The following is a 21,949-nucleotide window of genomic DNA, read 5'->3' on the forward strand; positions in this document are numbered from 1 at the left end:
CCCGCACGCCTAGGATGGCTCGGATGAGCGAGAAGCAGCACCAGGCAGAGCACCGCAACCGTCCCTCCGGCGAGGCCTTCCGCGCCTTCATGGGCAGCGGCTGGGCGCCCCGCAGCGGCGAGCTGCCGGGACTGACCGAGGCCGCCCGGTACGCCGCCCTGCGCCGGGAGGCGCTGTCCGCCGCCTTCCCCGGCGAGCGCGTCGTGGTCCCGGCGGGCGGGCTGAAGATCAGGAGCAACGACACCGACTACGTCTTCCGGCCGCACAGCGCCTTCGCCCACCTCACCGGGCTGGGCGCCGATCGGGAGCCGGACGCCGTGCTCGTGCTGGAGCCGCTCGCCGGGGAGGACGGGGAAGCAGCGGGCCACGAGGCGGTCCTCTACTTCCTGCCGCTCGCCGACCGGGACAGCGAGGAGTTCTTCGCCGACTCGCGGGTCGGCGAGTTCTGGGTCGGTGCCCGACCCACGCTGGAGACGGCCGCGTCCGAGCTCGGGCTGACGACGCGGCACCTCGACCAGTTCCCGGACTCGCTCGCCAAGGACGCGGGACCGGGCGGGCTGGGGCTCCGGGCGGTCCGCGACGCCGACCGAGAGGTCACCGAGCTCGTGGACACCGTGCGGCGCCACGTCGGGCTGGTCACCGACGAGGCGTCCGTCACCGCCACCCAGGAGGCCGACCTCGCGCTGGCCCGCACCCTGTCGACGATGCGGCTGGCGAAGGACGGGTGGGAGGTTCAGCAGATGGAGGAGGCGGTCGCCGCCACCGCCTCCGCCTTCGACGCCGTCGTGGCCCAGCTGCCCGAGGCCGTGGACCGGGGACGCGGCGAGCGCTGGATCGAGGGCATCTTCGGGCTGCACGCCCGGCACGCCGGCAACGGGGTGGGCTACGACTCCATCTGCGCCTCCGGCGACCACGCCACGACGCTGCACTGGACCCGCAACACCGGCGAGGTGCGCAACGGTGAGCTGCTGCTCCTCGACGCCGGGGTCGAGACCGACTCGCTCTACACGGCTGACGTCACACGGACCGTCCCCGTCGACGGGACCTTCACCCCCGCCCAGCGCCAGGTCTACGACGTCGTCCTGGAGGCGCAGGAGGCCGGGCTGGCGGCGGTGCGTCCGGGGAACAGGTTCAGGGACGTCCACGCGGCTGCGATCGAGGTCGTCGCCCGACGGCTGCTCGAGTGGGGGCTGCTTCCCGAGGGCACCACCCTGGAGCAGACCCTGGACGCGAAGGAGGGGCAGTTCCACCGCCGCTGGATGGTCCACGGCACCAGCCACCACCTTGGTCTGGACGTCCACGACTGCGCGCTCGCGCTCCGCGAGGACTACGTCGAGGGCGAGCTGCGCGAGGGGATGGTGCTGACGGTCGAGCCCGGTCTCTACTTCAAGTCCGACGACCTGCTCGTCCCGGAGGAGCTGCGGGGCATCGGGGTGCGCATCGAGGACGACGTGGTGGTGACGGCCGACGGCTGCCGCAACCTCTCGGCGATGCTCCCCCGGACGGCCGACGACGTGGAGGCGTGGGTCCGCTCCGGCGGCTCGCGCCCCTGACGCAGCCGGTCTCGACCACCGCTCGCTACGTGAGGGTGGGGGGGCCGGGGCGGTGGTCGAGCAGCTCGTGGGCCCGTTCCACGAGGTTGTGCTCGGTCAGCACCTCGTAGCGGGTGGCCACCACCTGGCTCACCGACACGAAGTCACGGCGTCCGCGGGTCAGCGCGTATCCGGTCATCGCCCAGGCCAGGCCGAAGAAGGCGCCGAAGGCCACCGTCCACAGGATGGTGGCCACGGCGTCGGGCGTCTGCGCGAAAAGCGCGAAGACCAACCCGACGAACAGCCCGAACCAGATGCCGGAGACGAGCCCCCCGAGGGCCACCCGGGCCGGGGTCAGGCGCCCGGTCACCCGTTCGACCTGCTTGAGGTCGGTGCCCACGATCATGCAGTTCTCGACCGGGAACTCCTGGTCGGACAGGTAGTCGACGACCGTCTGTGCCTCTGGGTAGGTCTCGAACACGCCCAGACTCTTGGGATACTTCAGGTCGAGCACCGGACCGGGGCCGATCCCGCGACGGTTCGCGTCTGCTGCAGAGGTCATGTGGACCATTGTCCCCCCTCGGCTCGCTATCCTGCGCAGCGTGAGCCCTCTCCGTGTCTTCGTGGCCCGACTCAACGGCCTGAGCGTCTTCGACCCCCAGGGGGACGAGGTCGGCCGGGTGCGTGACGTCGTCATCTCGCTCACCTCGTCGACCCCGGCACCGGGACCGCGCGTGATCGGTCTGGTCGTGGAGGTCCCCGGCCGGCGTCGCGTGTTCGTTCCGATCACGCGCGTGACCTCGATCGACGCCGGGCAGGTCATCACCACGGGGCTGGTCAACATGCGCCGGTTCCAGCAGCGGGCGGGCGAGACGCTCGTCGTGGCCGAGCTCTTCGACCGACGCGTCGTCCTCATCGACGACGGCAGGGTGCCCGCCGTGGTGGAGGACGTCGCCATGGACCACCTGCCCAGCGGTGACTGGCGGCTGACCAAGCTGTTCGTGCGCAAGGTGGACCCGGGGGCGTCCACCCACGGTCTGCGGCTGCGTCGCCGGCGCGGCGAACGGGTGATCGTCGACCTGGTCCAGGTGGAGGGGCTGCGGGACGCCGGTCCGGCCCAGGCGGCCACCGCGCTGCTCGAGGCCTACGAGAACCTCAAGCCGCAGGACCTGGCCGAGGCCATCCACGGGCTCTCCCCCAAGCGCCGCTTCGAGGTGGCCGACGCCCTCGACGACGAGAGGCTTGCCGACGTGCTCGAGGAGCTGCCGGACGACGACCGGTTGGCGATCCTGACCCACCTGGCCACCGACCGGGCCGCGGACATCCTCGAGGTCATGCAGCCCGACGACGCCACCGACCTGCTCTCCGACCTGCCTGCTCACACGCAGGAGGAGCTGCTCCAGCTCATGGAGCCCGACGAGGCTGCCGATCTCCGTCGCCTGCTCACGTACGACGAGAACACCGCCGGCGGCCTGATGACCACCGAGCCGGTGATCCTCGGCCCCGAGGCGAGCATCGCCGAGGCCCTTGCGCTCGTCCGCCGGGAGGAGGTGCACCCCGCCATCGCCTCCATGGTCTACGTGACGCGCCCGCCCCACGAGACCCCCACCGGCCGCCTCCTGGGCAGCGTCCACATCCAGCACCTGCTGCGCGAGGCGCCCCACCAGCCGCTGGGTCAGGTCCTGGACGACGTGGAACCGGTCCCACCCGGGGCCTCCCTCGGGGAGGTGACCCGTCATCTCGCGACCTACAACCTCGTGGCGCTCCCGGTGACGGACCCGGCCGGGCGCCTGCTCGGGGCCGTGACGGTCGACGACGTCCTGGACCACATCCTTCCCGAGGACTGGCGCGAGGAGCGGGACACCGTCGTGGAGGTCGCCGATGTCTGAGCAGGGGGCTCGCGTCCCCGGCCCGACCTCCGGACGCAGCGACCGCCGCCCCACGCCGGCCGTGCGCACCGAGCGCATCGACCAGCCGTTGCCCAAGCAGCGCCGCTGGATGCCGCAGAACCGGATGGACCCCGAGGTGTTCGGCGCCTTCGCCGAGCGCTTCGCCAGGTTCATGGGCACGGCCCGGTTCCTGGTCTGGATGAGCATCTTCGTCATCGTCTGGCTCGTCTGGAACGCCGCCGGACCGGCCGGCCTGCGGTTCGACCCCTACGCCTTCATCTTCCTCACGCTGATGCTGAGCCTGCAGGCGTCCTACGCCGCCCCGCTGATCCTGCTGGCGCAGAACAGGCAGGCAGACCGCGACAAGGTCCAGATGGAGCAGGACCGGGCCCGCGACGAGCGCAACCTGGCGGGCACCGAGTTCCTCACCCGGGAGGTGGCCTCGCTGCGCCTGTCCATGCGGGAGCTCGCCACCCGCGACTTCGTGCGGTCCGAGCTGCGTGGCCTCCTGGAAGAGCTGGAGGAGCGTGCGGAGGAGCGGGGACGGAGGCTCGAGCGGGCCGCCCAGGAGGGCAGGCGTGGCAAGCACAAGGACGGTCCCACCTCCCCGCGGTCCTGAGCACCCCGTCCCGCTGCTTAGCATGGACCCCATGCCCACCCCGACCACCGAAGCCCTCCACGCTGCCCTCGCGACCGTCGACGACCCCGAGATCAGGAAGCCGATCACCGAGCTCGGGATGGTGGAGGCGGTCGACGTCGGCGACGACGGCCGGGTGGCGGTGACGGTGCTGCTCACGGTCCCGGGCTGCCCCATGAAGGACACGATCACCCGCACCGTGACGGCCGCGGTGAGCGCCGTCGAGGGGGTGACGTCGGTGGCCGTCCAGCTCGGGGTGATGAGCGACGAGCAGCGCGGGGCGCTGCGCAACCAGCTGCGCGGCGGGGCGGAGGAGCGGGACATCCCGTTCGCGCGTCCCGACTCCCTGACCACGGTGTATGCCGTGGCCTCCGGCAAGGGCGGTGTCGGCAAGTCCACGGTCACGGTCAACCTGGCCGCGGCGCTCGCGCAGGAGGGCCTGAGGGTGGGCGTCGTCGACGCCGACATCTACGGCTTCTCGATCCCCCGGATGCTCGGCGTCTCCCAGGCGCCGACCCAGGTCGACGACATGATCCTGCCGCCGGTGGCCGAGCCCAGCGGCGTGAAGGTCATCTCCATCGGCATGTTCGTGCCCGGGAACCAGCCGGTCGTCTGGAGGGGACCGATGCTGCACCGCGCCATGCAGCAGTTCCTCGCCGACGTCTACTGGGGCGACCTGGACGTGCTCCTCCTCGACCTGCCGCCCGGCACCGGAGACATCGCCATCACGGTCGCCCAGCTGCTGCCGAGCAGCGAGCTCATCGTCGTCACCACCCCCCAGCAGGCTGCGTCGGAAGTGGCCGAACGGGCCGGTGCCATCGCCCTCCAGACCCACCAGCGGCTCGTCGGCGTCATCGAGAACATGTCGTGGCTGGAGCTGCCGGACGGCTCACGCCAGGAGATCTTCGGCAGCGGGGGCGGCCGGGCCGTCTCGGAGTCGCTGAGCCGCTCGATCGGTGCCGACGTGCCGCTCCTGGGCCAGATCCCCCTCGACGTCGCCCTGCGCGAGGGAGGCGACATCGGCGCCCCCGTCGTGCTCACGGCCCCCGACTCCCCGGCAGCGACGGCGCTGCGGGGGATCGCCCGCCAGCTCGCCCGCCGTGGCCGTGGTCTGGCGGGGCGCAAGCTCGGTATCACACCCACCAGCCGCTGACCCTGTCGGGCGAGCGTCGTCGACGGCGCCAGGACAGCGGCTCTCCGGGACGCTGGAGCCGGACGCCGGCCCGCTACGTCGCGTCGACGTCGAAGGGGGTCGGTCGCGTCGGGTCGTAGGAGGCCGGCGCGGACCGCGAGCCGCCCCCTCGCAGCACACCCGGGACGGCCGGGACCGCCTCGGTCGACGCCCCCGAGGTGCCGACGGCCGTCACCGCAGCTGCGGCGGCCCCGGTGGCACGACGAGCGGGGGGCGACGGCTCGGTGAGCGCCTCCCTCACGATGCGTCGGGGGTCGTACTGCCGGGGGTCGAGCTGGCGCCAGTCGACGTCGTCGAAGGCGGGCCCCATCTCCTCCTTGATCTGGGACTTCGCCCCCTCGGCCAGGTCCCGGACCTGACGCACCAGCCGAGCCAGCGCCTGGGCGTAGTGCGGCAGCCGACGCGGACCGAGGACCACGACCGCGAGCACGACGAGCAGCACGATCTCGGTGCTCGTCAGGTTGAAGAACGTCACGCGTCTGCTCGCCTCGCTCGTGGGTCGCCGGTCCCGGACCTGCCAGCGGGCACAGCCTACCTACTCGCCCGAGGCGGCCAGGGTGATGGTCACGGTCCGCACGGCCCCCGACTCGTCCTGCAGCTCCATCTGCACCGACTCCCCGATCGCGTGGGAGCGCAGCTCGACCAGCAGGTGCTGGGAGTCGCGGATGCGGGTACCGTCGACCGAGACGATCACGTCACCCGCGCGTACCCCGGCTGCCTCGGCCGGACCGCCCGGGACCACCGGCGCGGTCCCACCCCGCGGCGCGGCCAGCACCCGGGCTCCCTCGCCGGTGTACTCGAGGTCGATGTGGACCCCCATCACGGGGTGCTGGCTGGTGCCCGTCTCGATGAGCTGGGTGGCCGTGCGCTCGGCCTGCTCGGCCGGGATCGCGAAGCCGAGCCCGATGCTGCCGGCGGCCCCCCCGAACGTGGTCGGCAGCTGCGCGATCGCCGAGTTGACCCCCACGACGCGCCCCGCGAGGTCGAGGAGCGGGCCTCCGGAGTTGCCGGGGTTGATGGCCGCGTCGGTCTGCACGGCGTTGATGTAGCTGGCGTTCTCCGCGTCGTCTCCGGCGACCACCGGCCGGTCGATCGCCGAGACGATACCGCTGGTGACCGTGCTGTCCAGGCCCAGGGGGGCGCCGACCGCGACGACCGTCTGCCCCACCTCGAGGCTGGTCGAGTCCGCGAACGGCAGGGCCGCCAGACCCGTCTGGTCCACCCGGAGCACTGCGATGTCGTAGGTGGCGTCCGACCCCACGACCTCGGCCGTCCACGGCTCGTGACCGGGCAGCTGGACGGTGATGCCGCCCCCTGTGGTCGAGGCGGCAACCACGTGGTGGTTGGTCAGGACGTAGCCGTCCTCCCGGATCACGAAGCCCGAGCCCTGACCGTCCCGCCCACCGGGCCCCACCGAGATGAGCGCCACGCTGGGGAGGACGGCCCTGCTCAGAGCTGGGATCGAGCCGTCGGTCGTCACCGGGGACGGGGCTGGCGTCTGGGACACCGGCGCCGCCGTGGTGCCGCTGACCACCGCTTGCTCTGCCGGTGACATGAGGGTCTGGGCGATCGCGCCGCCGCCCAGCCCCCCGATCAACCCGGCCAGCCCGGCGACGACGACCACCGGAACCCCCCGCCGACGAGAGGGGCCTCGAGGCGGCCCGGCGGGGACGGGGTAGGCCGCAGGCTGAGGCGTGGGCGGATGCGCGAGCTGACCGGTGCGGTCGAGGTCGAAGCTCTGCGTGGGCTCGGTCATGGGGCCGATTGTGCCAAGCCGCTGCGCTGGTCACGCATCCGCAGACCCTCGCCTCAGCCGAGCGCGGGAGCGGGACCGCGGAAGGTGGGCGCGGCCACGGCGGTCGGCCCCCCGGTGTTCCCGGCCGACCGAGCTCCGGGACGACGGTGCTCGAGCGAGCGGCGCAGGAGGGCCCGGCCGCGGTGGATCCGGGAGCGGACCGTGCCCATCTTGACCCCGAGCGTCTGTGCCACCTCCTCGTAGGAGTAGCCCTCGATGTCGGCCAGCACGACGGCAGCGCGGAACTGCGGCGGGAGTGCGTTCAGGGCGGCCTGGACGTCCGCGTCCAGGTGCGTCATCTCGTAGACCTGCTCAGGGTCGGTCCCGGTGGCGCGCAACGGAAGCCGCGCACTCAGCTCCTCAGTGAGGGCGTCGAACCGGATCCGCTGCCGACGACGCACCCGGTCCAGGAAGAGGTTGGTGGTGATCCGGTGCAGCCAACCCTCGAAGGTGCCGGGACGGTAGCTGTCCAGGGAGCGGAAGACCCGGACGAACACGTCCTGGGTGAGGTCCTCCGCCTCGTGCGGGTCCCCCGTGAGGCGGTAGGCGAGCCGGTAGACCTGCGCGGAGTGCTGGCGCACGATGCTGTCCCACGTCGGCGGCACCCACGGGGCCTCGTCGTGGTCGCGGCGGCTGTCGGTCGTGAGGGCCGTCGTCTGCGGGCTCATGCCCGTCAGGCTGGCAGGTCCGGCTGGGAGCGCGCTGGATGTCCGGGCGCGGACCGCGCTCCCACTAGGGTGGGCATCATGGCTGTTGCGAAGGCGTCCACCCTGGCCTATGCCGAGGACTTCATCACCCCCCACTCCGTCATCGAGCAGGCGCGGCACCGCGGCGAGGAGCTGGGGGCGACCCCGGTGAGCACGGCCGCCGGGGCGACCCTGCGGCTGCTGGCCGCCGCCGTCGGCGCACGCCACGTCGTGGAGGTCGGCACCGGCGCGGGCAGCTCGGGTCTGTGGCTGCTGCAGGGGATGCCGCGCGACGGCATCCTCACCTCCATCGACCACGAGCCGGAGCACCAGCGGGCCGCCCGCGAGGCCTTCACGGCCGCGGGGATCCCGCCCCAGCGCACCCGTGTCATCAGCGGCTCCGCCGAGGCCGTGCTCAGTCGTCTCACCGACGGGGCCTACGACCTGGTCTTCGTGGACGCCGACAAGGAGAGCTACCCCTCCTACGTCGAGCAGGGCATCCGGCTCCTGCGCACGGGGGGCGTGCTCGTCCTGGACAACATGCTCTGGCACGACCAGGTCGCCGACCCGGCCTCGCGGGACGCGACGACGACGCTGCTGCGCGAGCTGGGCAAGAAGCTTCGGGACGACGAGCGTCTGCAGCCTGCTCTGCTCCCGGTCGGGGACGGCCTGTTCGTGGCCGTCCGCCGCTGAGCGCGACGAGACCCCCGGGCCGTGATGGCCCTGGGGGTCTCGCGCACGTCGGTCGCTCGGTGCGTCAGCCGACGCACTCCTTGATGGCTTGACCCAGCGCGGTCGCCTCGTCGGCGTTCATCTCCACCACCAGTCGCCCACCGCCTTCCAGGGGCATCCGCAGGACGATGCCGCGCCCCTCCTTGGTGACTTCCAGAGGACCGTCTCCGGTGCGAGGCTTCATTGCTGCCATGGGTTGCCCTTCCTTGTGGCGCGGCTCGTGGCCGCTGACCGCCGCTGGCACGGCGGGGCTGATCACACTGATGTCAGTATCTCGCGTGTGCAGGGGCAAGCCTAATCGACACGGGCCCCGCCGCACGGGCTGAACCGGCCCCGTCTGCGGCGATAATGGCCAGGTGCACGCCCGCTCCGCCGTCGTCGACCTGTTTGGCGACCACCTCAGGGACCACGGCTGGTGGGCCCCCGTCTCGGGCATCGTCGCGCTGGCAGCGAGCTGCGACGTGCAGCCGGCGGCGACCCGCACCGCGGTCTCCCGCCTGGTGCACGAGGGGTGGCTGGTCGCCGAGCCCAGGGAGGGAACCCGCGGGTATGCGGCCACGCCGGTGGCGGTGGAGCGTCTCGACCGCGCGCACCGCCGGGTCTACGCCCCCGGCCCACCACCCTGGGACGGCACCTGGCACGTGGTCGTCGTCGACCACGGCGGCGACCGCCGCCGACGTGACCAGGTCGGGGCCTCGCTCGGATACCTGGGCTACGGACGGCTCGCCGTGTCGTCCTGGCTCAGCCCGTGGCCCAGTCCCGAGCTGTCGTCCGTGCTGCGTGGCCACGGCGCCACCTGGGTCGGGGTGACCGGCCCCCCCGACCCCTCCCTCGACGCGACGGGTCTGGCCGCGCGTGTGTGGGACCTCGACGGGCTGGGCGACGACTACGCCCGATTCGCCAGCTCGCTGCCGGGATCGTCCGGCCCAGACGTCTCGACGAGCCTGGACGCCTACCGGCTCCGGGCCCAGGTCGTGCACGAGTGGCGCAAGTTCCTCTTCCGGGACCCCGGCCTGCCGGCCCAGGTCCTCCCGGACGGCTGGCCCGGCACGGAGGCTCGGCTGCGCTTCCTGTCCCTGGCCGACTCCCTGCGCCCCGCCGCGGCGGGCTGGGTCGCGGAGGCCGTGGGCGCCGCCGCCGGCCACGCCTCCCCCGCACCCGACTAGATTGGCGCCCATGAGCACCGAGTCTCCCGTCCACGTCGGTCGCGTCGACGGTGTCGCGACCGTGACGCTGACCCGCCCCGAGTCCATGAACTCCCTTGACATCGCCACCAAGCAGGCGCTCCTGGCCGCTCTGCGCGACGTGGCCACCGACGACACCGTGCGCTGCGTCGTCCTCACCGGCAGCGGACGGGCCTTCTGCGTGGGCCAGGACCTCAAGGAGCACGTCAGCCTGCTCGCGGAGGACCCCGCGCAGCTGTGGACCACCGTCGCCCAGCACTACAACCCGATCGTCGAGCTGATCGCGACCATGGACAAGCCGGTCCTGGCGGCGGTCAACGGCGTGGCGGCCGGCGCAGGGGTGTCCTTCGCGCTCGCCGCCGACCTGCGCTACGTCGCCGCCTCCGCCGGCTTCAACCTGGCGTTCACCGGGATCGCGCTGTCCTGCGACTCTGGCCTGTCGTGGTCGCTGCCCAGGCTCGTGGGCCCGGGCCGCGCCAAGGAGCTGCTCTACTTCCCCCGCACCGTGCCCGCGGAGGAGGCGCTCGAGCTGGGGCTCGTGACCGAGGTCGTCCCGGACGAGCTGCTCACCGACCGGGTGACGGAGGTCGCCCGGCTGCTGGCCTCCGGACCCACCAGGGCCTACGGAGCCGTGCGACGGTCGGTGGCCTTCTCCTCCTCCCACGCGCTGGCCGACTCGCTCGACTTCGAGGACGAGATGATGACGCGCACCGGCACCAGCGCGGACCACCGGGCCGCCGTGGCAGCCTTCCTGGCCAAGGAGAAGCCCAGCTTCACCGGTCGCTGAGCCCCAGCGTCACGGCGGGTCGTCCTGCGGCGGCACGAACATGAAGAGCTCCCAGGCCCACCACACCTGCCAGGCCAGCAGGACGAGGCCCAGCACGACGGTCCTGACCACCAGCAGCCAGCGCGGCTGCTCACCACCCGGGCGATCCCCCCGCGCCCAGCCGCCCCCCACCATGAGGACGAACAGCGGGAAGAGCAGCATGAGGTAGCGGTAGATGCTCGTCCACGGGTCGAGCGCCGCGAACAGGTAGAGCACGTACGCCAGGCACCACGTGCGCAGCTCCGTCCCCAGCCCACGGGCCCACGGACCGAGGACCGCGAGGACCAGCAGCCCCAGGCCGGCGGCGAGCAGGAGCAGACCCAGGAAGGGGCCGAAGAGCCACTGGACCCGCTCGATGGTCGGCAAGAAGGGCGTGACCTCCTCGCCTCGTCGCCATGCGGACATCGTGACGGTGTAGGCGTCCGGCACACCCGTGCGGACCCAGGCCACCGTCGGCCAGACGAGACCTGCCAGCCCGCAGCCAACGAGCGCCGAGGCCATCCGGACGTACTCCCCCACCGTGACGGGGTCCTGCCCACGGCCCCGCCAGCGCACGACGGCGGCCACGAGGGCGACCAGCCCGAGCGGGAGGGCGATCGGCCGGGCAAGCCCGGTCAGCAGGGCCACCAGGCCGGCGGCGAGCCAGCGTCGCCGGACGAGCAGCCAGAGCACGACGGCGAGAAGAAGCAGCGCCAGAGACTCGGTGTAGGCGACCTGCATGGTGGGTGAGGCCGGGTAGGCCCCCAGCAGGGCCACCGCGCCGAGGGCTACCCCCGCCCCCACCCGCTCGCGGAGCAGTCCCGCCACCACCACCGCAGCGGCATACCCCAGCAGGGTGGCCACGACCGTCCCCGTGACGGCAAAGGGCCAACCGGTGATCGTGGTCAGCCCGCGGGCGAGGAGCGGGAAGATCGGGTAGAACGCCCAGGGGTTCTGGCGGACCTGGCCCCCGTCGTCGACCGGGAGCTCCTCGGGGTAGCCCCGCGTGGCGATGCGCTCGTACCACGCGCCGTCCCAGAGGGTGGCGAACTGGAAGTAGCGCGGCGTCGCCGGGTCGTCGTAGATGGACGGGTCCTGCCAGTCGTGGGCCAGCTGCACCAGGACGACGGCGCTGAAGGCGCGCAGCACGGTCCACAGGGCGAGCACCGCCAGCACGAAGCGTGGCTCGAGGATCCGTCGCAGGGGCGGTGCGACGGCGCTCATCAGCTGACGCGCACCCCTGTCACCCGGGACCCGGACCGTGAGGCACCCGCGCGGAAGCACCCCGCGAGGTGGTCGTCGACGAGCCCGCAGGCCTGCATGGCGGCATAGACCGTCGTGGGACCGAGCTGGACGAAACCGGTCTTGCGCAGGCGCTTGGCCAGCAGCTCGGACTCCGGGGTCTGGGTAGGGACGTCGACGAAGCGGTGCGGCCGGGGCGTCGGCTCGGGCGCGTGCGTCCAGAGGAGCTCCTCCAGCCCGCCGGTCTCACGGAGGGCGACCGTGGCCCGCGCGTTCTGGATCGTCGCCTCGATCTTGCGGCGGTTGCGCACGATCGACTCGTCGCCCATCAGCCGGTCGACGTCCTCCTCGGTGAAGGCGGCGAGGCGGTCGGCGTCGAAGCCGGCGAACGCCGTGCGGAAGGCCGGACGCTTGCGCAGGATGACCAGCCAGGACAGTCCGCTCTGGAAGCCCTCCAGGCACAGCCGCTCGAGCAACGCCGTCTCGCCGTGGACCGGCTTGCCCCACTCCCGGTCGTGGTAGTCACGGTAGTCGTGGTGGTTCAGCCCGGGCCAGCCGCAGCGCACGACCCCGTCCGGCCCGACCGTGAGGTCGGGGTGCGGCTCGGCCGGCATCGACATGCTCATCTTCAGTGCCCTTCCGTGTGCTCGGCCGCTGTGTTCAGCCTCGCGATCTCGGCGTCTCGCTCCGCCAGCTCACCCGCCAGTCGGCCCAGGGCCTGGTCCACCTGCGCCATCCGATATCCACGGACGGCCTGGTCGAACCGGAGGTCGTGGACGTCCCCAGCGGTGAGCGGACCTGCCGGCAGTGGGTGAGCCGACTCTGTCGTGACCGCGTCGGGCACACCAGGCACATCCACCCTGGCCACGGCCCAGGCCGCGACGGCGCCGAGCACCAGCACGGCGACGACGACCCCGACGATAATCACGGCACCGATCTTCGCACGTCAGCCGCGCGCTGAGAACACGCCCCCACGGCGTTGCGCGTGCGCCTGCGCGATCCAGTCGACCGCCTCCCCCACGTCGTCGGTCACCCGGACCAGGTCGAGGTCCTCCGGCGAGACCATGCCGTGGGCCGCCACCGTGTCCCGCAGCCAGTCGACCAGGGGTGCCCAGAAGGTGGTGCCCAGCAGCACGATCGGGAAGTTGGTGATCTTGCCCGTCTGGACGAGCGTCAGGGCCTCGAACAGCTCGTCGAGGGTCCCGAGTCCACCGGGCAGGACGACGAAGCCCTCGGCATACTTGACGAACATCGTCTTGCGCACGAAGAAGTAGCGGAAGTTGATGCCCAGGTTGACGTGCTCGTTGAGGCCGGCCTCGAAAGGCAGCTCGATACCCAGCCCCACGGACGTGCCGTCAGCGGCCGTCGCGCCCTTGTTGGCCGCCTCCATGGCCCCCGGCCCGCCGCCGGTGATCACCGCGAAACCGGCCCCGACGAGGCCCGCCCCCACCTCTTCCGCCAGTTCGTAGGCGAGCTCCCCCGGACGCGCGCGGGCGGAGCCGAAGACCGAGACCGCCGGGCCCAGCTCGGCCAGCGTGCCGAAGCCCTCCACGAACTCGGCCTGGATGCGCAGCACCCGCCACGGGTCGGAGTGCACCCAGTCGGCGGACCCACGGGTGTCGAGCAGCCGCTGGTCGGTGGTGCTCCCCGGCACGCGCGAGCCGCGCAGGGTGACGGGGCCGCGGTGGTAGTCGTGTGAGGTCACGCCACGACTCTAGGGCCACAGCGCGCGCTCAGGACCGGTGCCTAGACTTCCGCAGGTGCCCAGGACCCGACGGATCGTCACCGCGCTGGCCCTGGTCGGGGCCACCACGGTCGCTGCCGTCGTCGGGGCGCGGTGGGTCGCCGACGAGCTCGGAGCCCCGGTGTGCGTGGTCGCGGCCGGAGGGAGCCAGGAGTCCCTGACCCCCGAGCAGATGGCCAACGCCGCGACGATCGCGGCCCTCTCGGTGCAGCGTGGCCTGCCGCCGCGGGCGGCGACCATCGCCCTGGCCACCGCGATCCAGGAGAGCAAGCTGCGCAACCTCACCTACGGCGACGCGGACAGCCAGGGCCTCTTCCAGCAGCGCCCGAGCCAGGGCTGGGGCACCGAGGCCCAGGTGACCGACCCGGTCTACGCCACCCACGCCTTCTACGACGCCCTGGTGGAGGTCGAGGGATGGGAGACCGGCGTCGTCACGGAGGTGGCGCAGGCGGTGCAGCGCAGCGCCTTCCCGGACGCCTACGCCGACCACGAGGCAGAGGCCCGCGTCCTCGCCTCCGTGCTGACCGGCCAGGAGGGGTCGTCGACGACGATGGGGTGCGACCTCGACCCGCCGACGCAGCCGGGCTCTGCCGAGGAGCTGGCGACGAAGGTGTCCGAGCAGCTGGGCGTGGAGGCGAGCGTCGACGCGGCGACGGGCCACCTGACCGTCCCCGTGCCGGACGACGCCAGAGCGTGGTCGGTCGCGACCTGGGCGGTCGCCCACGCCGACGCCGAGCAGGTGGTCGGCGTGACCGTGGCGGAGCGCGGCTGGCAGCGGGGATCCTCCTCCCCCGAGTGGGTGCCCGCAGACGCCCCGTCCGCAGCGGGCACCGTCGTCATCGAGCTCCAGCACTAGGCACGAGAAAGCGCCGCAGGGGCGCCCCCGGTCCCGGGAGCGCCCCTGCGGCGCGGTGAGCAAGGAGTCTCAGCGCTGGTCGGCGGCGAGGTAGTCGCGCGCCGACTCGCCGACGTAGACCTGGCGGGGCCGGCCGATCTTCGTGGCGGGGTCGGTGATCATCTCGCGGTACTGGGCGATCCAGCCCGGGAGCCGGCCGATCGCGAAGAGCACGGTGAACATGTTGCTGGGGAAGCCCATCGACTCGTAGATCAGGCCGGTGTAGAAGTCGACGTTGGGGTAGAGCTTGCGCTCGACGAAGTAGTCGTCCTCGAGGGCCGTCTGCTCCAGCTCCATCGCCAGCGACAGCAGGGGGTTGTCGCCGGCCTTGGCGAGCAGTTCGTGCGCCGTCTTCTTGACGATCGAGGCTCGGGGGTCGTAGTTCTTGTAGACCCGGTGGCCGAAGCCCATGAGCTTGACCCCGTCCTCCTTGCTCTTGACCTTGCGCACGAACTCCTTGACGTCTCCACCGTCAGCCTGGATCCTGCCCAGCATGTCCAGCACCGCGGAGTTGGCGCCGCCGTGCAGCGGGCCGGACAGGGCGTGGATGCCGGCGGAGACCGCCGCGAAGAGGTTGGCCTCGGAGGACCCGACGAGCCGCACCGTGGAGGTGGAGCAGTTCTGCTCGTGGTCGGCGTGCAGGATGAAGAGCAGGTCCAGGGCCTTGGCCAGGTCGGGGTCCATCTCGAACTTCTCGGTGGGCTGACCGAAGGTCATCCACAGGAAGTTCTCCACGAGGTTGTAGTCGTTGTTCGGGTAGAGCAGCGACTGGCCCTGGCTCTTGCGGAAGGCGTAGGAGGCGATGGTCGGCAGCTTGGCGAGCAGGCGGATCGTCGAGATCTCCACGGCCTCGGGGTCGTGGGGGTCGTGGCTGTCCTGGTAGAACGTGCCCAGCGCGGACACCGCCGAGGACAGGACCGACATCGGGTGCGCGTCCCGGGGGAAGCCGTCGAAGAAGTTCTTCATGTCCTCGACGAGCAGGGTGTGACGGCGCAGCCGCTGGTCGAACTCCTCCAGCTGCTGGGCGGTGGGCAGCTCGCCGTAGATGAGCAGGTAGGTGGTCTCCAGGAAGGTGGACTGCTCGGCGATCTGCTCGATCGGGTAGCCGCGGTAGCGCAGGATGCCCGCGTCGCCGTCGATGTAGGTGATCGCCGACTGGCAGGACGCCGTGTTGACGAAACCGACGTCGAGCGTGGTGTCCCCCGTCGTCTTCAGCAGGGCGCTGATGTCGAGGCCGTTGTTGCCCTCGACGGCGGGCACGAGCTTGAGGGGCAGCTCCGTGCCGCGGTGACGCAGGGTGGCCGGCTCGTGGTTCAGCGTGGTGTCGGTCATCGGGTCCTCCTGGGAAGGGCTGGGCCGGTCGAGGGGTCGGGGGTCACTCGTCGTGCGCCTGCGGAGGCAGCGCTGCGACCAGGGGGTGGTCCTTGGGGATCACCCCCATCTTGGCCGCACCCCCGGGGCTGCCGAGGTCGTCGAAGAACTCGACGTTGGCCTTGTAGTAGTCAGCCCATTCCTCCGGGACGTCGTCCTCGTAGTAGATCGCCTCGACCGGGCACACCGGCTCGCACGCGCCGCAGTCCACGCACTCGTCCGGGTGGATGTAGAGGGAGCGTTCACCCTCGTAGATGCAGTCGACCGGACACTCCTCGATGCAGGCCTTGTCCTTGAGGTCCACGCACGGCTGGGCGATCACATACGTCATGGGGACAGAGTATGCCGTCCCGGCGGGGGCATGGCCCAACGGGTCCCTCGGCCGACGCCGTCGACGGTCAGCGCCCGGCGGCCGGGTTGGTGCAGACGATCTCGTCGGCCGGGATGTAGGTCGTGGTGAACTCGTCGCGGTAGACCTCGGCACCGCCCTGGATCAGCCTGCGCACGTTGGTGATCGTGAAGCCCTCCGCCGGGTTCTGCGGGACGCACTCGGGGCTGTCGTCCTCGACACGCTCGCCCTCCGTGCGGTCCCTCCACTCCCCGTCGATCGTCTCCACGTCGTACTGCCGCTCGCCGAGGAAGGTCATGACGATCCGGTCGCCGTCGATCCGGGAACGCACGACGACGGGGTTGTCCGTGTCGTTGGTCCACAGGTTGTCGATCACCGGGATCGCGATGGTGGCCTCCCGCCCGGCCGGGTAGCGCGCGATGTGGAAGGAGTGCGGGGTGTGCTCGTCCAGCTGCACGCCGGCGAACCACGAGGCGTTGAACACCACGGTGGACACCTGGGACAGGCCTCCGCCCACCCCCATGATGAGGCGTCCGTCCTGGATGATCGGCGCCTCGACATACCCTCCGTCCACACTGATGTCGCCCAGCGCACGGGCCAGGCTGAACTGCTCACCGGGCATCACCACGGTGCCATTCACGTGCTCGACGCCGGCGCGCAGGTTGGCGGTGCGGGCCTCGTTGCCCGCCGCGGTCGGGAACTGCGACTCGAAGGTGGCCATCTCGCGGAACACCCAGCCCTCGGAGACCGAGGTCGGGACCGCGGGCGGGACCTCCGTGAGCTCGGCCTCCACGGTGCGCTCGTCCCCGGTGGCCTCGAGCGCCGCCCGTACCGCGTCGACGAGCCCCTCCTCCTCGAGCGCTGTGCCGGAGCGCGACGGGACCACCTCGACCTCGTCGCCGTCCAGGGCCACGGTCACGTCTCGGGGCCCGCGCTCCAGCTGGCCCAGGTCCTCACGGATCCGGGCCAGGACCGCGTCGTCGTCGACGGTGAGCGACAGGGTGGGTCCGTCCTGCTCCACGCCCAGCAGCTGGACGAGCTCCCGAGGAGCGATCTCCGCGGTCGCGCTCGTCTCGTTGTCACCGGACCCCCGGCTCGCGGTCACCGAGACGGGCTCGGCGAGCGCCGGCTCGACCACCTCGGCCGTGAAGCGGTCGACCTCCTCCTGCGTGAGGAGCGGGTCCTCCAGGGTCGCCGACCCCTCGACGTCGGTCCGGTCGGGCCAGGCCTCGCCGACCGCGGCGGCCGTCTCTCGCACCTCCAGAGTCCGACCGGGCTCGGCCGCGACGACCTCGACCCCCTCCTCGGTCAGGGACACCTCTCCCTCGACCGGCTCGGCGTCGTAGTCCTGGGCGGCCCTCTCGACAGCCGCGCCGAGCGCCTCCTCGTCGACCGCGCCGACCAGTGTCAGCGCGCGACCCCCGCCGGTCACGTGCGCCCACAGCACCCGGGGGTCGAAGCTCAGCCCGGTCGCCCCGTCGAGGGTCGCGTCCAGGTCGAAGGACAGCCCGGACTCCTGGGGCACCAGCTCGAGCTGCTCGGCATCGGACGCGGGGGAACCGTCGACCCGCACCGACACCCGCACCGGCTCCACGAGGCGGTCCGCCAGCTCGTCCTGCAGGTGCTCCTCCGCCTGGTCGCGGGTCATCGACCCGACCTGGATCCCGTCGACGCTCATCCCGGCCGGCTGGCGGTCCTGGAAGTAGAGAGCCGCAGCGGTGTAGGCACCACCGAGGACGAGCAGCGCAGCCAGGAGGCGCAGCACCACCGAGCCCCACTCGGTGCCGGGCCGCTCGGGGGGCTCCTCGGGCAGGCCGGGGCCCGGTCGGGCGGGGTCGGTCATCTGGCGTCGTCCTTCCATGGCCGGGGCCGTGGGGGTCTGGGGGGATCGTCGGGGACGGTCGGTCCTGCACTGCGTCGGAGGGGCTGCCCGTCCCGGTCAGCGCAGCTCTCCCAGCCCCCCACGGTAGTGGACGAGCGCGGGATCGTCCGTCGGAGGCGCGTGGAGGGAGAGCACCTCACCCACGACGATGCTGTGGTCGCCTGCGGGGTGCAGGGCCCAGGTGCGGCACTCCAGGGTGGCCAGCGCCCCCTCGACCAGCGCGGCACCCGTCGTGACCCCCCGGGTGTGGGGCACCCGCGTTAGCTGGTCGTGCAGGGGCCGGCCGGGCTCGCCCAGCCACGTGGCCACGGCCCGGTGCCGGGCCGGCAGGATGCTCACCGCCCAGCCCTGCCCCTCCTCGACCGCCTCGAGCACGCGCGCCTCCGCGTGCAGGCAGACGAGCAGCAGTACCGGCTCGAGCGAGACGCTGGTCAGGGAGTCGACGGTGAGGGCGACGTCGTGCCCCCGGTGCCGCGAGGTCACGACGGCGACGCCGGTCGCGAACCGTCCCATCGTCTGGCGGTAGCGGGCCGGGTCGACGACCTCCTCGGGCCTGGCGTCCTGGCTCAGCGGTCCTCACCCTCCCAGCGCGCGAACCCCTCGCGGCCCGGAAGCCGCGCGGCGACGTCGTTGCTGAGGGTGTACCACCCGTCGTGCACCGTCACCTGGGTCGGCTGCTCGCGCAGGGCTGCGACCTGCCGGGGCAGTGCGCCGGGGTCGACCACGGCGTGCGTGACGAGCCCGTCGTCGACGACCGCCGGGGGGAACGGGTCGTCGGGAGCAGGGACGACGGCGACGCCACCGGCCGGGCCGGTGGTGCGCGGCGGCACGTGGGCCGCCAGCCAGGAACGGTCCTCCCGTGCCCAGCTGCGGGGGACGAGCACGACGTACAGGAGCGGGCGGACGTGGGCGGGCAGCATCGCCACGGCCGCCACCGTGACCCGGTGCGTCTGCACGTGGTCCGGGTGGCCGTAGCCGCCGTGCGGGTCGTACGTGACGACCACGTCGGGCCGCAGGTCGAGCAGCATCCCGCCCAGAACCGTCGCAGCCTCGTCCACCGGGGCCGAGGCGAAGGCCCGGGGGTGGGCGGCGGCGGACGACCCGGCCATGCCGCTGTCGCGCCAGCGCGGCGGGTCGCCTCCGAGCCAGTGGTGGCGCACCCCGAGCGCCGCGGTCGCCCCGGCGACCTCATCCCGACGGTGCGGACCGAGCCCCTCGGTCCCCTCCAGGTGCGCGAGCGCGGGCGGGATGACCTCGCCCTCCTCCCCGAGCGTGGCGGTGACGACGTGCACCTCGTCCCCCGCCTCGACGTGGTGGGCCAGGGTCAGCCCGGTGGCGAGGGTCTCGTCGTCGGGGTGCGCGTGGACCGCGACCAGCCGCAGGGGTCGGCCGAGGTCCCCGGGTATGCCGTCGCGCAGGTCGGGTCGACCGTGGCCGCCCACGGGTCCGGTCACGGGTTGTTGCGGGCCCGGGCTGCCGTGCGGGCCCGCAGGTTTCCGTCGAGGACGACCTTGCGGACGCGCACCGCCTCCGGCGTGACCTCGACGCACTCGTCCTCGCGGCAGAACTCCAGCGACTGCTCGAGCGAGAGCAGCCGTGGCGGGACCAGCCGCTCGAGCACGTCGGCCCCCGCGGACCGGACGTTGGTGAGCTTGCGCTCCTTGGTGATGTTGACGTCCATGTCGTCGGCGCGGGAGTTCTCGCCCACGATCATGCCCTCGTAGACCTCGGTCGTCGGCTCGAGGAACATCGTGCCGCGCTCCTGGAGGTTGAACATCGCGTAGGTGGTGGCCACGCCGGTGCGGTCGGAGACGAGGGAGCCGGACTGACGGGTGCGGATCTCGCCGAACCAGGGGACGTAGCCGTCGAAGACGTGGTGCGCGATGCCGGTCCCGCGCGTCTCGGTGAGGAACTCGGTCCGGAACCCGATCAGGCCTCGCGACGGCACGACGTACTCCATCCGGACCCACCCGGTGCCGTGGTTGGTCATCTGCTCCATGCGGCCCTTGCGGGAGGCCATCAGCTGGGTGATGGTGCCGAGGTGCTCCTCGGGGGTGTCGATCGTCAGTCGCTCGACGGGCTCGTGCAGCTTGCCGTCGATCTCCTTGGTCACCACCTGCGGCTTGCCGACCGTGAGCTCGAAGCCCTCGCGGCGCATCTGCTCCACGAGGATCGCCAGCGCCAGCTCGCCACGGCCCTGGACCTCCCAGGTGTCGGGGCGCTCGGTCGGCAGGATGCGCAGCGAGACGTTGCCGACCAGCTCCTTGTCGAGACGGTCCTTGACCAGTCGTGCGGTGACCTTGGAGCCCTTGACCCGTCCGGCCAGGGGAGAGGTGTTGGTGCCGATCGTCATCGAGATGGCCGGCTCGTCGACCGTGATGAGCGGCAGCGGGCGAGGGTCCTCGGCGTCGGCGAGGGTCTCGCCGATGGTGATCTCCGGGATGCCGGCGATCGCGATGATGTCGCCCTGGGACGCCTGCAGCGCAGAGGTGCGCTCCAGGCCCTCGGTGACGAGCAGCTCGGTGATCTTGACCCGCTCGATGCTGCCGTCGCGGCGGCACCAGGCGACCTGCTGACCCTTGCGGATCGTGCCCTCGTGCACGCGGCACAGGGCCAGGCGGCCCAGGAAGGGGCTGGAGTCGAGGTTGGTGACGTGGGCCTGGAGGGGGTGGCCCTCGGTGTAGGTCGGTGCCGGGACCGTGTCCAGGATGGTCTTGAAGAGCGGCTCGAGGTCCGGGCTGTCCGGCATCTCCCCGTCCGCGGGCGCGGTGAGGGAGGCCCGTCCCGCCCGCGCCGAGGCGTAGACCACGGGGAAGTTGAGGGCCTGCTCGACGACCTCCGGGTCGTGGTCGTCGAGAAGGTCCATGAAGAGGGAGTAGACCTCGTCGACGACCGCGCCGATGCGGCTGTCGGGACGGTCGACCTTGTTGATGCACAGCACCACGGGCATGTGCGCGGCCAGCGCCTTGCGCAGCACGAAGCGGGTCTGGGGCAGCGGCCCCTCGGACGCGTCGACGAGGAGCACGACACCGTCGACCATCGACAGGCCGCGCTCCACCTCGCCACCGAAGTCGGCGTGGCCGGGGGTGTCGATGATGTTGATCGTCATGCCGCCCCTTGGCGCGTGGGCCCCGGCGTAGTGGATCGCGGTGTTCTTCGCGAGGATCGTGATCCCCTTCTCCCGCTCGAGGTCACCGGAGTCCATGACGCGCTCGACGTCGTCGCCGGGCGACCGGTGCTGGGCGAAGGCGCCGCCCTGGGTGAGCATGGCGTCGACCAGGGTCGTCTTGCCGTGGTCGACGTGCGCCACGATGGCCACGTTTCTGATGTCCTTGCGCTCGGCGCGCACGTCGGATCCGGTCTCGTGAAGGGGCATGGACCCCATTCTCTCAGGTGTGCGGGCGTCCTCCGTCCGCCCCGACGTCCGCGCGGGGGTGCAGCAGGCCCGCCACGTGCTCGACGACCGGCAGGTCGTTGGTCAGCCACGGCACCTCACCCAGCTGCGCCGGCGTGAGCCAGCGCAGCTGGTCGTGGTCCTCGAGCGGCACGGGCTCGGGCTCGCCGGGCAGCGCCTGCGCCCACCAGAGCAGCATCTCGTGCGTCGGGCCCAGCGGCCAGGTGCCGCCGACGCGGTCGCCCAGGCGCACCCGAACCCCCAGCTCCTCGAGGGCCTCCCTGCGCGCGGCAACCTCGGGCTCCTCCCCCGGCTCCACCTTGCCGCCGGGGAACTCCCAGCCCCCGGCGAGCGCCGGAGGCCCCGTCCGGCGGGCGGCCAGCAGCCGGGTCGGGCGGTCGAGGTCGTCGACGAGGGCGACCGCAGAGACGGTCGTGCGGGGGCGGTGCGGCATACCCCCATCATCCCGGCGCTGCCACGCGGGGGGCTTGACGCGACGTCCGGGCAGGTCACAGTCCCGTCACGACTTGCGCGTGCCTCTTCCCAGGCACCCCTCCGGTGTGGTCCGATCACCTCGACCGGACGCCCTGTGTCCGGACGACAGCCCTTCTAGGAGGCAC

General features: G+C 72.3%; 24 protein-coding genes. 8 read left to right on the forward strand and 16 right to left on the reverse strand.

Annotated elements, in window-relative coordinates; genetic code table 11:
- The first annotated feature begins 23 nt into the window (after positions 1–23).
- On the forward strand, positions 24–1,553 hold the full coding sequence (locus ACI3ET_RS08555; RefSeq protein ID WP_405032593.1) for an aminopeptidase P family protein: 1,530 nt from the start codon (positions 24–26) through the stop codon (positions 1,551–1,553).
- A 25-nt stretch (positions 1,554–1,578) separates the two neighbouring features.
- On the opposite strand, the gene ACI3ET_RS08560 is transcribed toward ACI3ET_RS08555, so the two are convergent.
- A complete protein-coding gene (locus ACI3ET_RS08560; protein WP_405032594.1) occupies positions 1,579–2,094 on the reverse strand; it encodes a YflT domain-containing protein in 516 nt (171 codons plus the stop codon).
- Positions 2,095–2,134: 40 nt separating this feature from the next.
- Between ACI3ET_RS08560 and ACI3ET_RS08565 the strand changes: the two genes are divergently transcribed.
- From ACI3ET_RS08565 to ACI3ET_RS08575, 3 genes are read left to right on the forward strand one after another with little or no spacing between them, the layout of a single operon-like run.
- Positions 2,135–3,421: a magnesium transporter MgtE N-terminal domain-containing protein gene (locus ACI3ET_RS08565; RefSeq protein ID WP_405032595.1), complete on the forward strand. Its 1,287-nt coding sequence runs from the start codon at positions 2,135–2,137 to the stop codon at positions 3,419–3,421.
- Positions 3,414–4,040, forward strand: a complete 627-nt coding sequence (locus tag ACI3ET_RS08570) for a DUF1003 domain-containing protein (protein WP_405032596.1) — start codon at positions 3,414–3,416, stop codon at positions 4,038–4,040. The genes ACI3ET_RS08565 and ACI3ET_RS08570 overlap by 8 nt, the downstream gene beginning before the upstream one ends.
- 31 nt (positions 4,041–4,071) lie before the next feature.
- Positions 4,072–5,211 (forward strand): Mrp/NBP35 family ATP-binding protein, encoded by a 1,140-nt coding sequence (locus tag ACI3ET_RS08575; RefSeq protein ID WP_405032597.1) that lies wholly within the window; start codon positions 4,072–4,074, stop codon positions 5,209–5,211.
- Between the two features lie 73 nt (positions 5,212–5,284).
- On the opposite strand, the gene ACI3ET_RS08580 is transcribed toward ACI3ET_RS08575, so the two are convergent.
- Genes ACI3ET_RS08580 through sigE form a run of 3 tightly spaced genes read right to left on the reverse strand, consistent with a single transcriptional unit; the run spans position 5,285 to position 7,713 of the window.
- Complete coding sequence (locus ACI3ET_RS08580) at positions 5,285–5,725, reverse strand: Sec-independent protein translocase family protein (protein WP_405032598.1); 441 nt, start codon at positions 5,723–5,725, stop codon at positions 5,285–5,287.
- A 60-nt stretch (positions 5,726–5,785) separates the two neighbouring features.
- Positions 5,786–7,006, reverse strand: a complete 1,221-nt coding sequence (locus tag ACI3ET_RS08585; RefSeq protein ID WP_405032599.1) for a S1C family serine protease — start codon at positions 7,004–7,006, stop codon at positions 5,786–5,788.
- A gap of 53 nt (positions 7,007–7,059) precedes the next feature.
- Positions 7,060–7,713, reverse strand: a complete 654-nt coding sequence (sigE, locus tag ACI3ET_RS08590; protein ID WP_405032600.1) for an RNA polymerase sigma factor SigE — start codon at positions 7,711–7,713, stop codon at positions 7,060–7,062.
- Positions 7,714–7,791: 78 nt separating this feature from the next.
- Between sigE and ACI3ET_RS08595 the strand changes: the two genes are divergently transcribed.
- Positions 7,792–8,424: an O-methyltransferase gene (locus tag ACI3ET_RS08595; protein ID WP_405032601.1), complete on the forward strand. Its 633-nt coding sequence runs from the start codon at positions 7,792–7,794 to the stop codon at positions 8,422–8,424.
- 64 nt (positions 8,425–8,488) lie between these two features.
- Here the strand turns inward: ACI3ET_RS08595 and ACI3ET_RS08600 are convergent, their stop codons facing one another.
- Complete coding sequence (locus ACI3ET_RS08600; RefSeq protein WP_022920274.1) at positions 8,489–8,656, reverse strand: DUF3117 domain-containing protein; 168 nt, start codon at positions 8,654–8,656, stop codon at positions 8,489–8,491.
- Between the two features lie 163 nt (positions 8,657–8,819).
- On the opposite strand from ACI3ET_RS08600, the gene ACI3ET_RS08605 reads away from it, so the two are divergent.
- Positions 8,820–9,629 carry a PaaX family transcriptional regulator gene (locus ACI3ET_RS08605; RefSeq protein ID WP_405032602.1) on the forward strand — a complete coding sequence of 270 codons (810 nt, stop codon included), beginning with the start codon at positions 8,820–8,822 and terminating at the stop codon, positions 9,627–9,629.
- 10 nt (positions 9,630–9,639) lie between these two features.
- A complete protein-coding gene (locus tag ACI3ET_RS08610) occupies positions 9,640–10,434 on the forward strand; it encodes an enoyl-CoA hydratase/isomerase family protein (RefSeq protein WP_405032603.1) in 795 nt (264 codons plus the stop codon).
- 9 nt (positions 10,435–10,443) lie between these two features.
- Here the strand turns inward: ACI3ET_RS08610 and ACI3ET_RS08615 are convergent, their stop codons facing one another.
- The 4 genes from ACI3ET_RS08615 to ACI3ET_RS08630 are packed head-to-tail and all read right to left on the reverse strand — an operon-like array spanning position 10,444 to position 13,399.
- Complete coding sequence (locus ACI3ET_RS08615; RefSeq protein ID WP_405032604.1) at positions 10,444–11,676, reverse strand: hypothetical protein; 1,233 nt, start codon at positions 11,674–11,676, stop codon at positions 10,444–10,446.
- Positions 11,676–12,320, reverse strand: a complete 645-nt coding sequence (locus ACI3ET_RS08620; protein WP_405032605.1) for a DNA-3-methyladenine glycosylase I — start codon at positions 12,318–12,320, stop codon at positions 11,676–11,678. Before ACI3ET_RS08620 ends, ACI3ET_RS08615 begins: the two co-directional genes overlap by 1 nt.
- A gap of 2 nt (positions 12,321–12,322) precedes the next feature.
- Positions 12,323–12,622, reverse strand: coding sequence for a DivIVA domain-containing protein (locus ACI3ET_RS08625; RefSeq protein ID WP_405032606.1), 300 nt, complete (start codon positions 12,620–12,622; stop codon positions 12,323–12,325).
- Positions 12,623–12,640: 18 nt separating this feature from the next.
- Positions 12,641–13,399: an LOG family protein gene (locus ACI3ET_RS08630; RefSeq protein ID WP_405032607.1), complete on the reverse strand. Its 759-nt coding sequence runs from the start codon at positions 13,397–13,399 to the stop codon at positions 12,641–12,643.
- Between the two features lie 55 nt (positions 13,400–13,454).
- Here ACI3ET_RS08630 and ACI3ET_RS08635 point away from each other — a divergent pair, with 55 nt between their 5' ends.
- Positions 13,455–14,294, forward strand: a complete 840-nt coding sequence (locus ACI3ET_RS08635; protein ID WP_405032608.1) for a hypothetical protein — start codon at positions 13,455–13,457, stop codon at positions 14,292–14,294.
- Positions 14,295–14,363: 69 nt separating this feature from the next.
- Here ACI3ET_RS08635 and ACI3ET_RS08640 read toward each other — a convergent pair whose 3' ends face one another.
- The 7 genes from ACI3ET_RS08640 to ACI3ET_RS08670 all read right to left on the reverse strand — a co-directional run bounded on the left by ACI3ET_RS08640 (position 14,364) and on the right by ACI3ET_RS08670 (position 21,783).
- Entirely contained in the window at positions 14,364–15,665 is a 1,302-nt protein-coding gene (locus ACI3ET_RS08640; RefSeq protein ID WP_405032609.1) for a citrate synthase, read from the reverse strand.
- A gap of 43 nt (positions 15,666–15,708) precedes the next feature.
- On the reverse strand, positions 15,709–16,035 hold the full coding sequence (gene fdxA, locus ACI3ET_RS08645; RefSeq protein WP_405032610.1) for a ferredoxin: 327 nt from the start codon (positions 16,033–16,035) through the stop codon (positions 15,709–15,711).
- Positions 16,036–16,102: 67 nt separating this feature from the next.
- Positions 16,103–17,896 carry a VanW family protein gene (locus tag ACI3ET_RS08650; protein ID WP_405032611.1) on the reverse strand — a complete coding sequence of 598 codons (1,794 nt, stop codon included), beginning with the start codon at positions 17,894–17,896 and terminating at the stop codon, positions 16,103–16,105.
- Between the two features lie 96 nt (positions 17,897–17,992).
- On the reverse strand, positions 17,993–18,448 hold the full coding sequence (locus ACI3ET_RS08655; protein ID WP_405032612.1) for a flavin reductase family protein: 456 nt from the start codon (positions 18,446–18,448) through the stop codon (positions 17,993–17,995).
- Positions 18,449–18,501: 53 nt separating this feature from the next.
- Positions 18,502–19,389 carry an N-acetyl-1-D-myo-inositol-2-amino-2-deoxy-alpha-D-glucopyranoside deacetylase gene (gene mshB, locus ACI3ET_RS08660; protein WP_405032613.1) on the reverse strand — a complete coding sequence of 296 codons (888 nt, stop codon included), beginning with the start codon at positions 19,387–19,389 and terminating at the stop codon, positions 18,502–18,504.
- Entirely contained in the window at positions 19,386–21,311 is a 1,926-nt protein-coding gene (gene typA, locus ACI3ET_RS08665) for a translational GTPase TypA (protein WP_405032614.1), read from the reverse strand. Before typA ends, mshB begins: the two co-directional genes overlap by 4 nt.
- Before the next feature lie 13 nt (positions 21,312–21,324).
- On the reverse strand, positions 21,325–21,783 hold the full coding sequence (locus ACI3ET_RS08670; RefSeq protein WP_405032615.1) for a (deoxy)nucleoside triphosphate pyrophosphohydrolase: 459 nt from the start codon (positions 21,781–21,783) through the stop codon (positions 21,325–21,327).
- Between the last annotated feature and the right edge of the window lie 166 nt (positions 21,784–21,949).

Origin of the sequence: Ornithinimicrobium jinqii (genome assembly GCF_045032595.1) — a bacterium.
Classification (GTDB): Bacteria; Actinomycetota; Actinomycetes; order Actinomycetales; family Dermatophilaceae; genus Ornithinicoccus.

Coding starts and splice junctions, on each gene's coding strand:
- ACI3ET_RS08650 (WP_405032611.1), bottom strand. CDS start 17,896: ATGACCGACCCCGCCCGACCGGGCCCCGGCCTGCCCGAGGAGCCCCCC.
- ACI3ET_RS08560 (WP_405032594.1), bottom strand. CDS start 2,094: ATGACCTCTGCAGCAGACGCGAACCGTCGCGGGATCGGCCCCGGTCCG.
- ACI3ET_RS08610 (WP_405032603.1), top strand. CDS start 9,640: ATGAGCACCGAGTCTCCCGTCCACGTCGGTCGCGTCGACGGTGTCGCG.
- ACI3ET_RS08575 (WP_405032597.1), top strand. CDS start 4,072: ATGCCCACCCCGACCACCGAAGCCCTCCACGCTGCCCTCGCGACCGTC.
- ACI3ET_RS08615 (WP_405032604.1), bottom strand. CDS start 11,676: ATGAGCGCCGTCGCACCGCCCCTGCGACGGATCCTCGAGCCACGCTTC.
- ACI3ET_RS08555 (WP_405032593.1), top strand. CDS start 24: ATGAGCGAGAAGCAGCACCAGGCAGAGCACCGCAACCGTCCCTCCGGC.
- ACI3ET_RS08655 (WP_405032612.1), bottom strand. CDS start 18,448: ATGGGACGGTTCGCGACCGGCGTCGCCGTCGTGACCTCGCGGCACCGG.
- fdxA (WP_405032610.1), bottom strand. CDS start 16,035: ATGACGTATGTGATCGCCCAGCCGTGCGTGGACCTCAAGGACAAGGCC.
- ACI3ET_RS08640 (WP_405032609.1), bottom strand. CDS start 15,665: ATGACCGACACCACGCTGAACCACGAGCCGGCCACCCTGCGTCACCGC.
- ACI3ET_RS08600 (WP_022920274.1), bottom strand. CDS start 8,656: ATGGCAGCAATGAAGCCTCGCACCGGAGACGGTCCTCTGGAAGTCACC.
- ACI3ET_RS08585 (WP_405032599.1), bottom strand. CDS start 7,006: ATGACCGAGCCCACGCAGAGCTTCGACCTCGACCGCACCGGTCAGCTC.
- ACI3ET_RS08595 (WP_405032601.1), top strand. CDS start 7,792: ATGGCTGTTGCGAAGGCGTCCACCCTGGCCTATGCCGAGGACTTCATC.
- sigE (WP_405032600.1), bottom strand. CDS start 7,713: ATGAGCCCGCAGACGACGGCCCTCACGACCGACAGCCGCCGCGACCAC.
- ACI3ET_RS08670 (WP_405032615.1), bottom strand. CDS start 21,783: ATGCCGCACCGCCCCCGCACGACCGTCTCTGCGGTCGCCCTCGTCGAC.
- ACI3ET_RS08570 (WP_405032596.1), top strand. CDS start 3,414: ATGTCTGAGCAGGGGGCTCGCGTCCCCGGCCCGACCTCCGGACGCAGC.
- typA (WP_405032614.1), bottom strand. CDS start 21,311: ATGCCCCTTCACGAGACCGGATCCGACGTGCGCGCCGAGCGCAAGGAC.
- ACI3ET_RS08620 (WP_405032605.1), bottom strand. CDS start 12,320: ATGAGCATGTCGATGCCGGCCGAGCCGCACCCCGACCTCACGGTCGGG.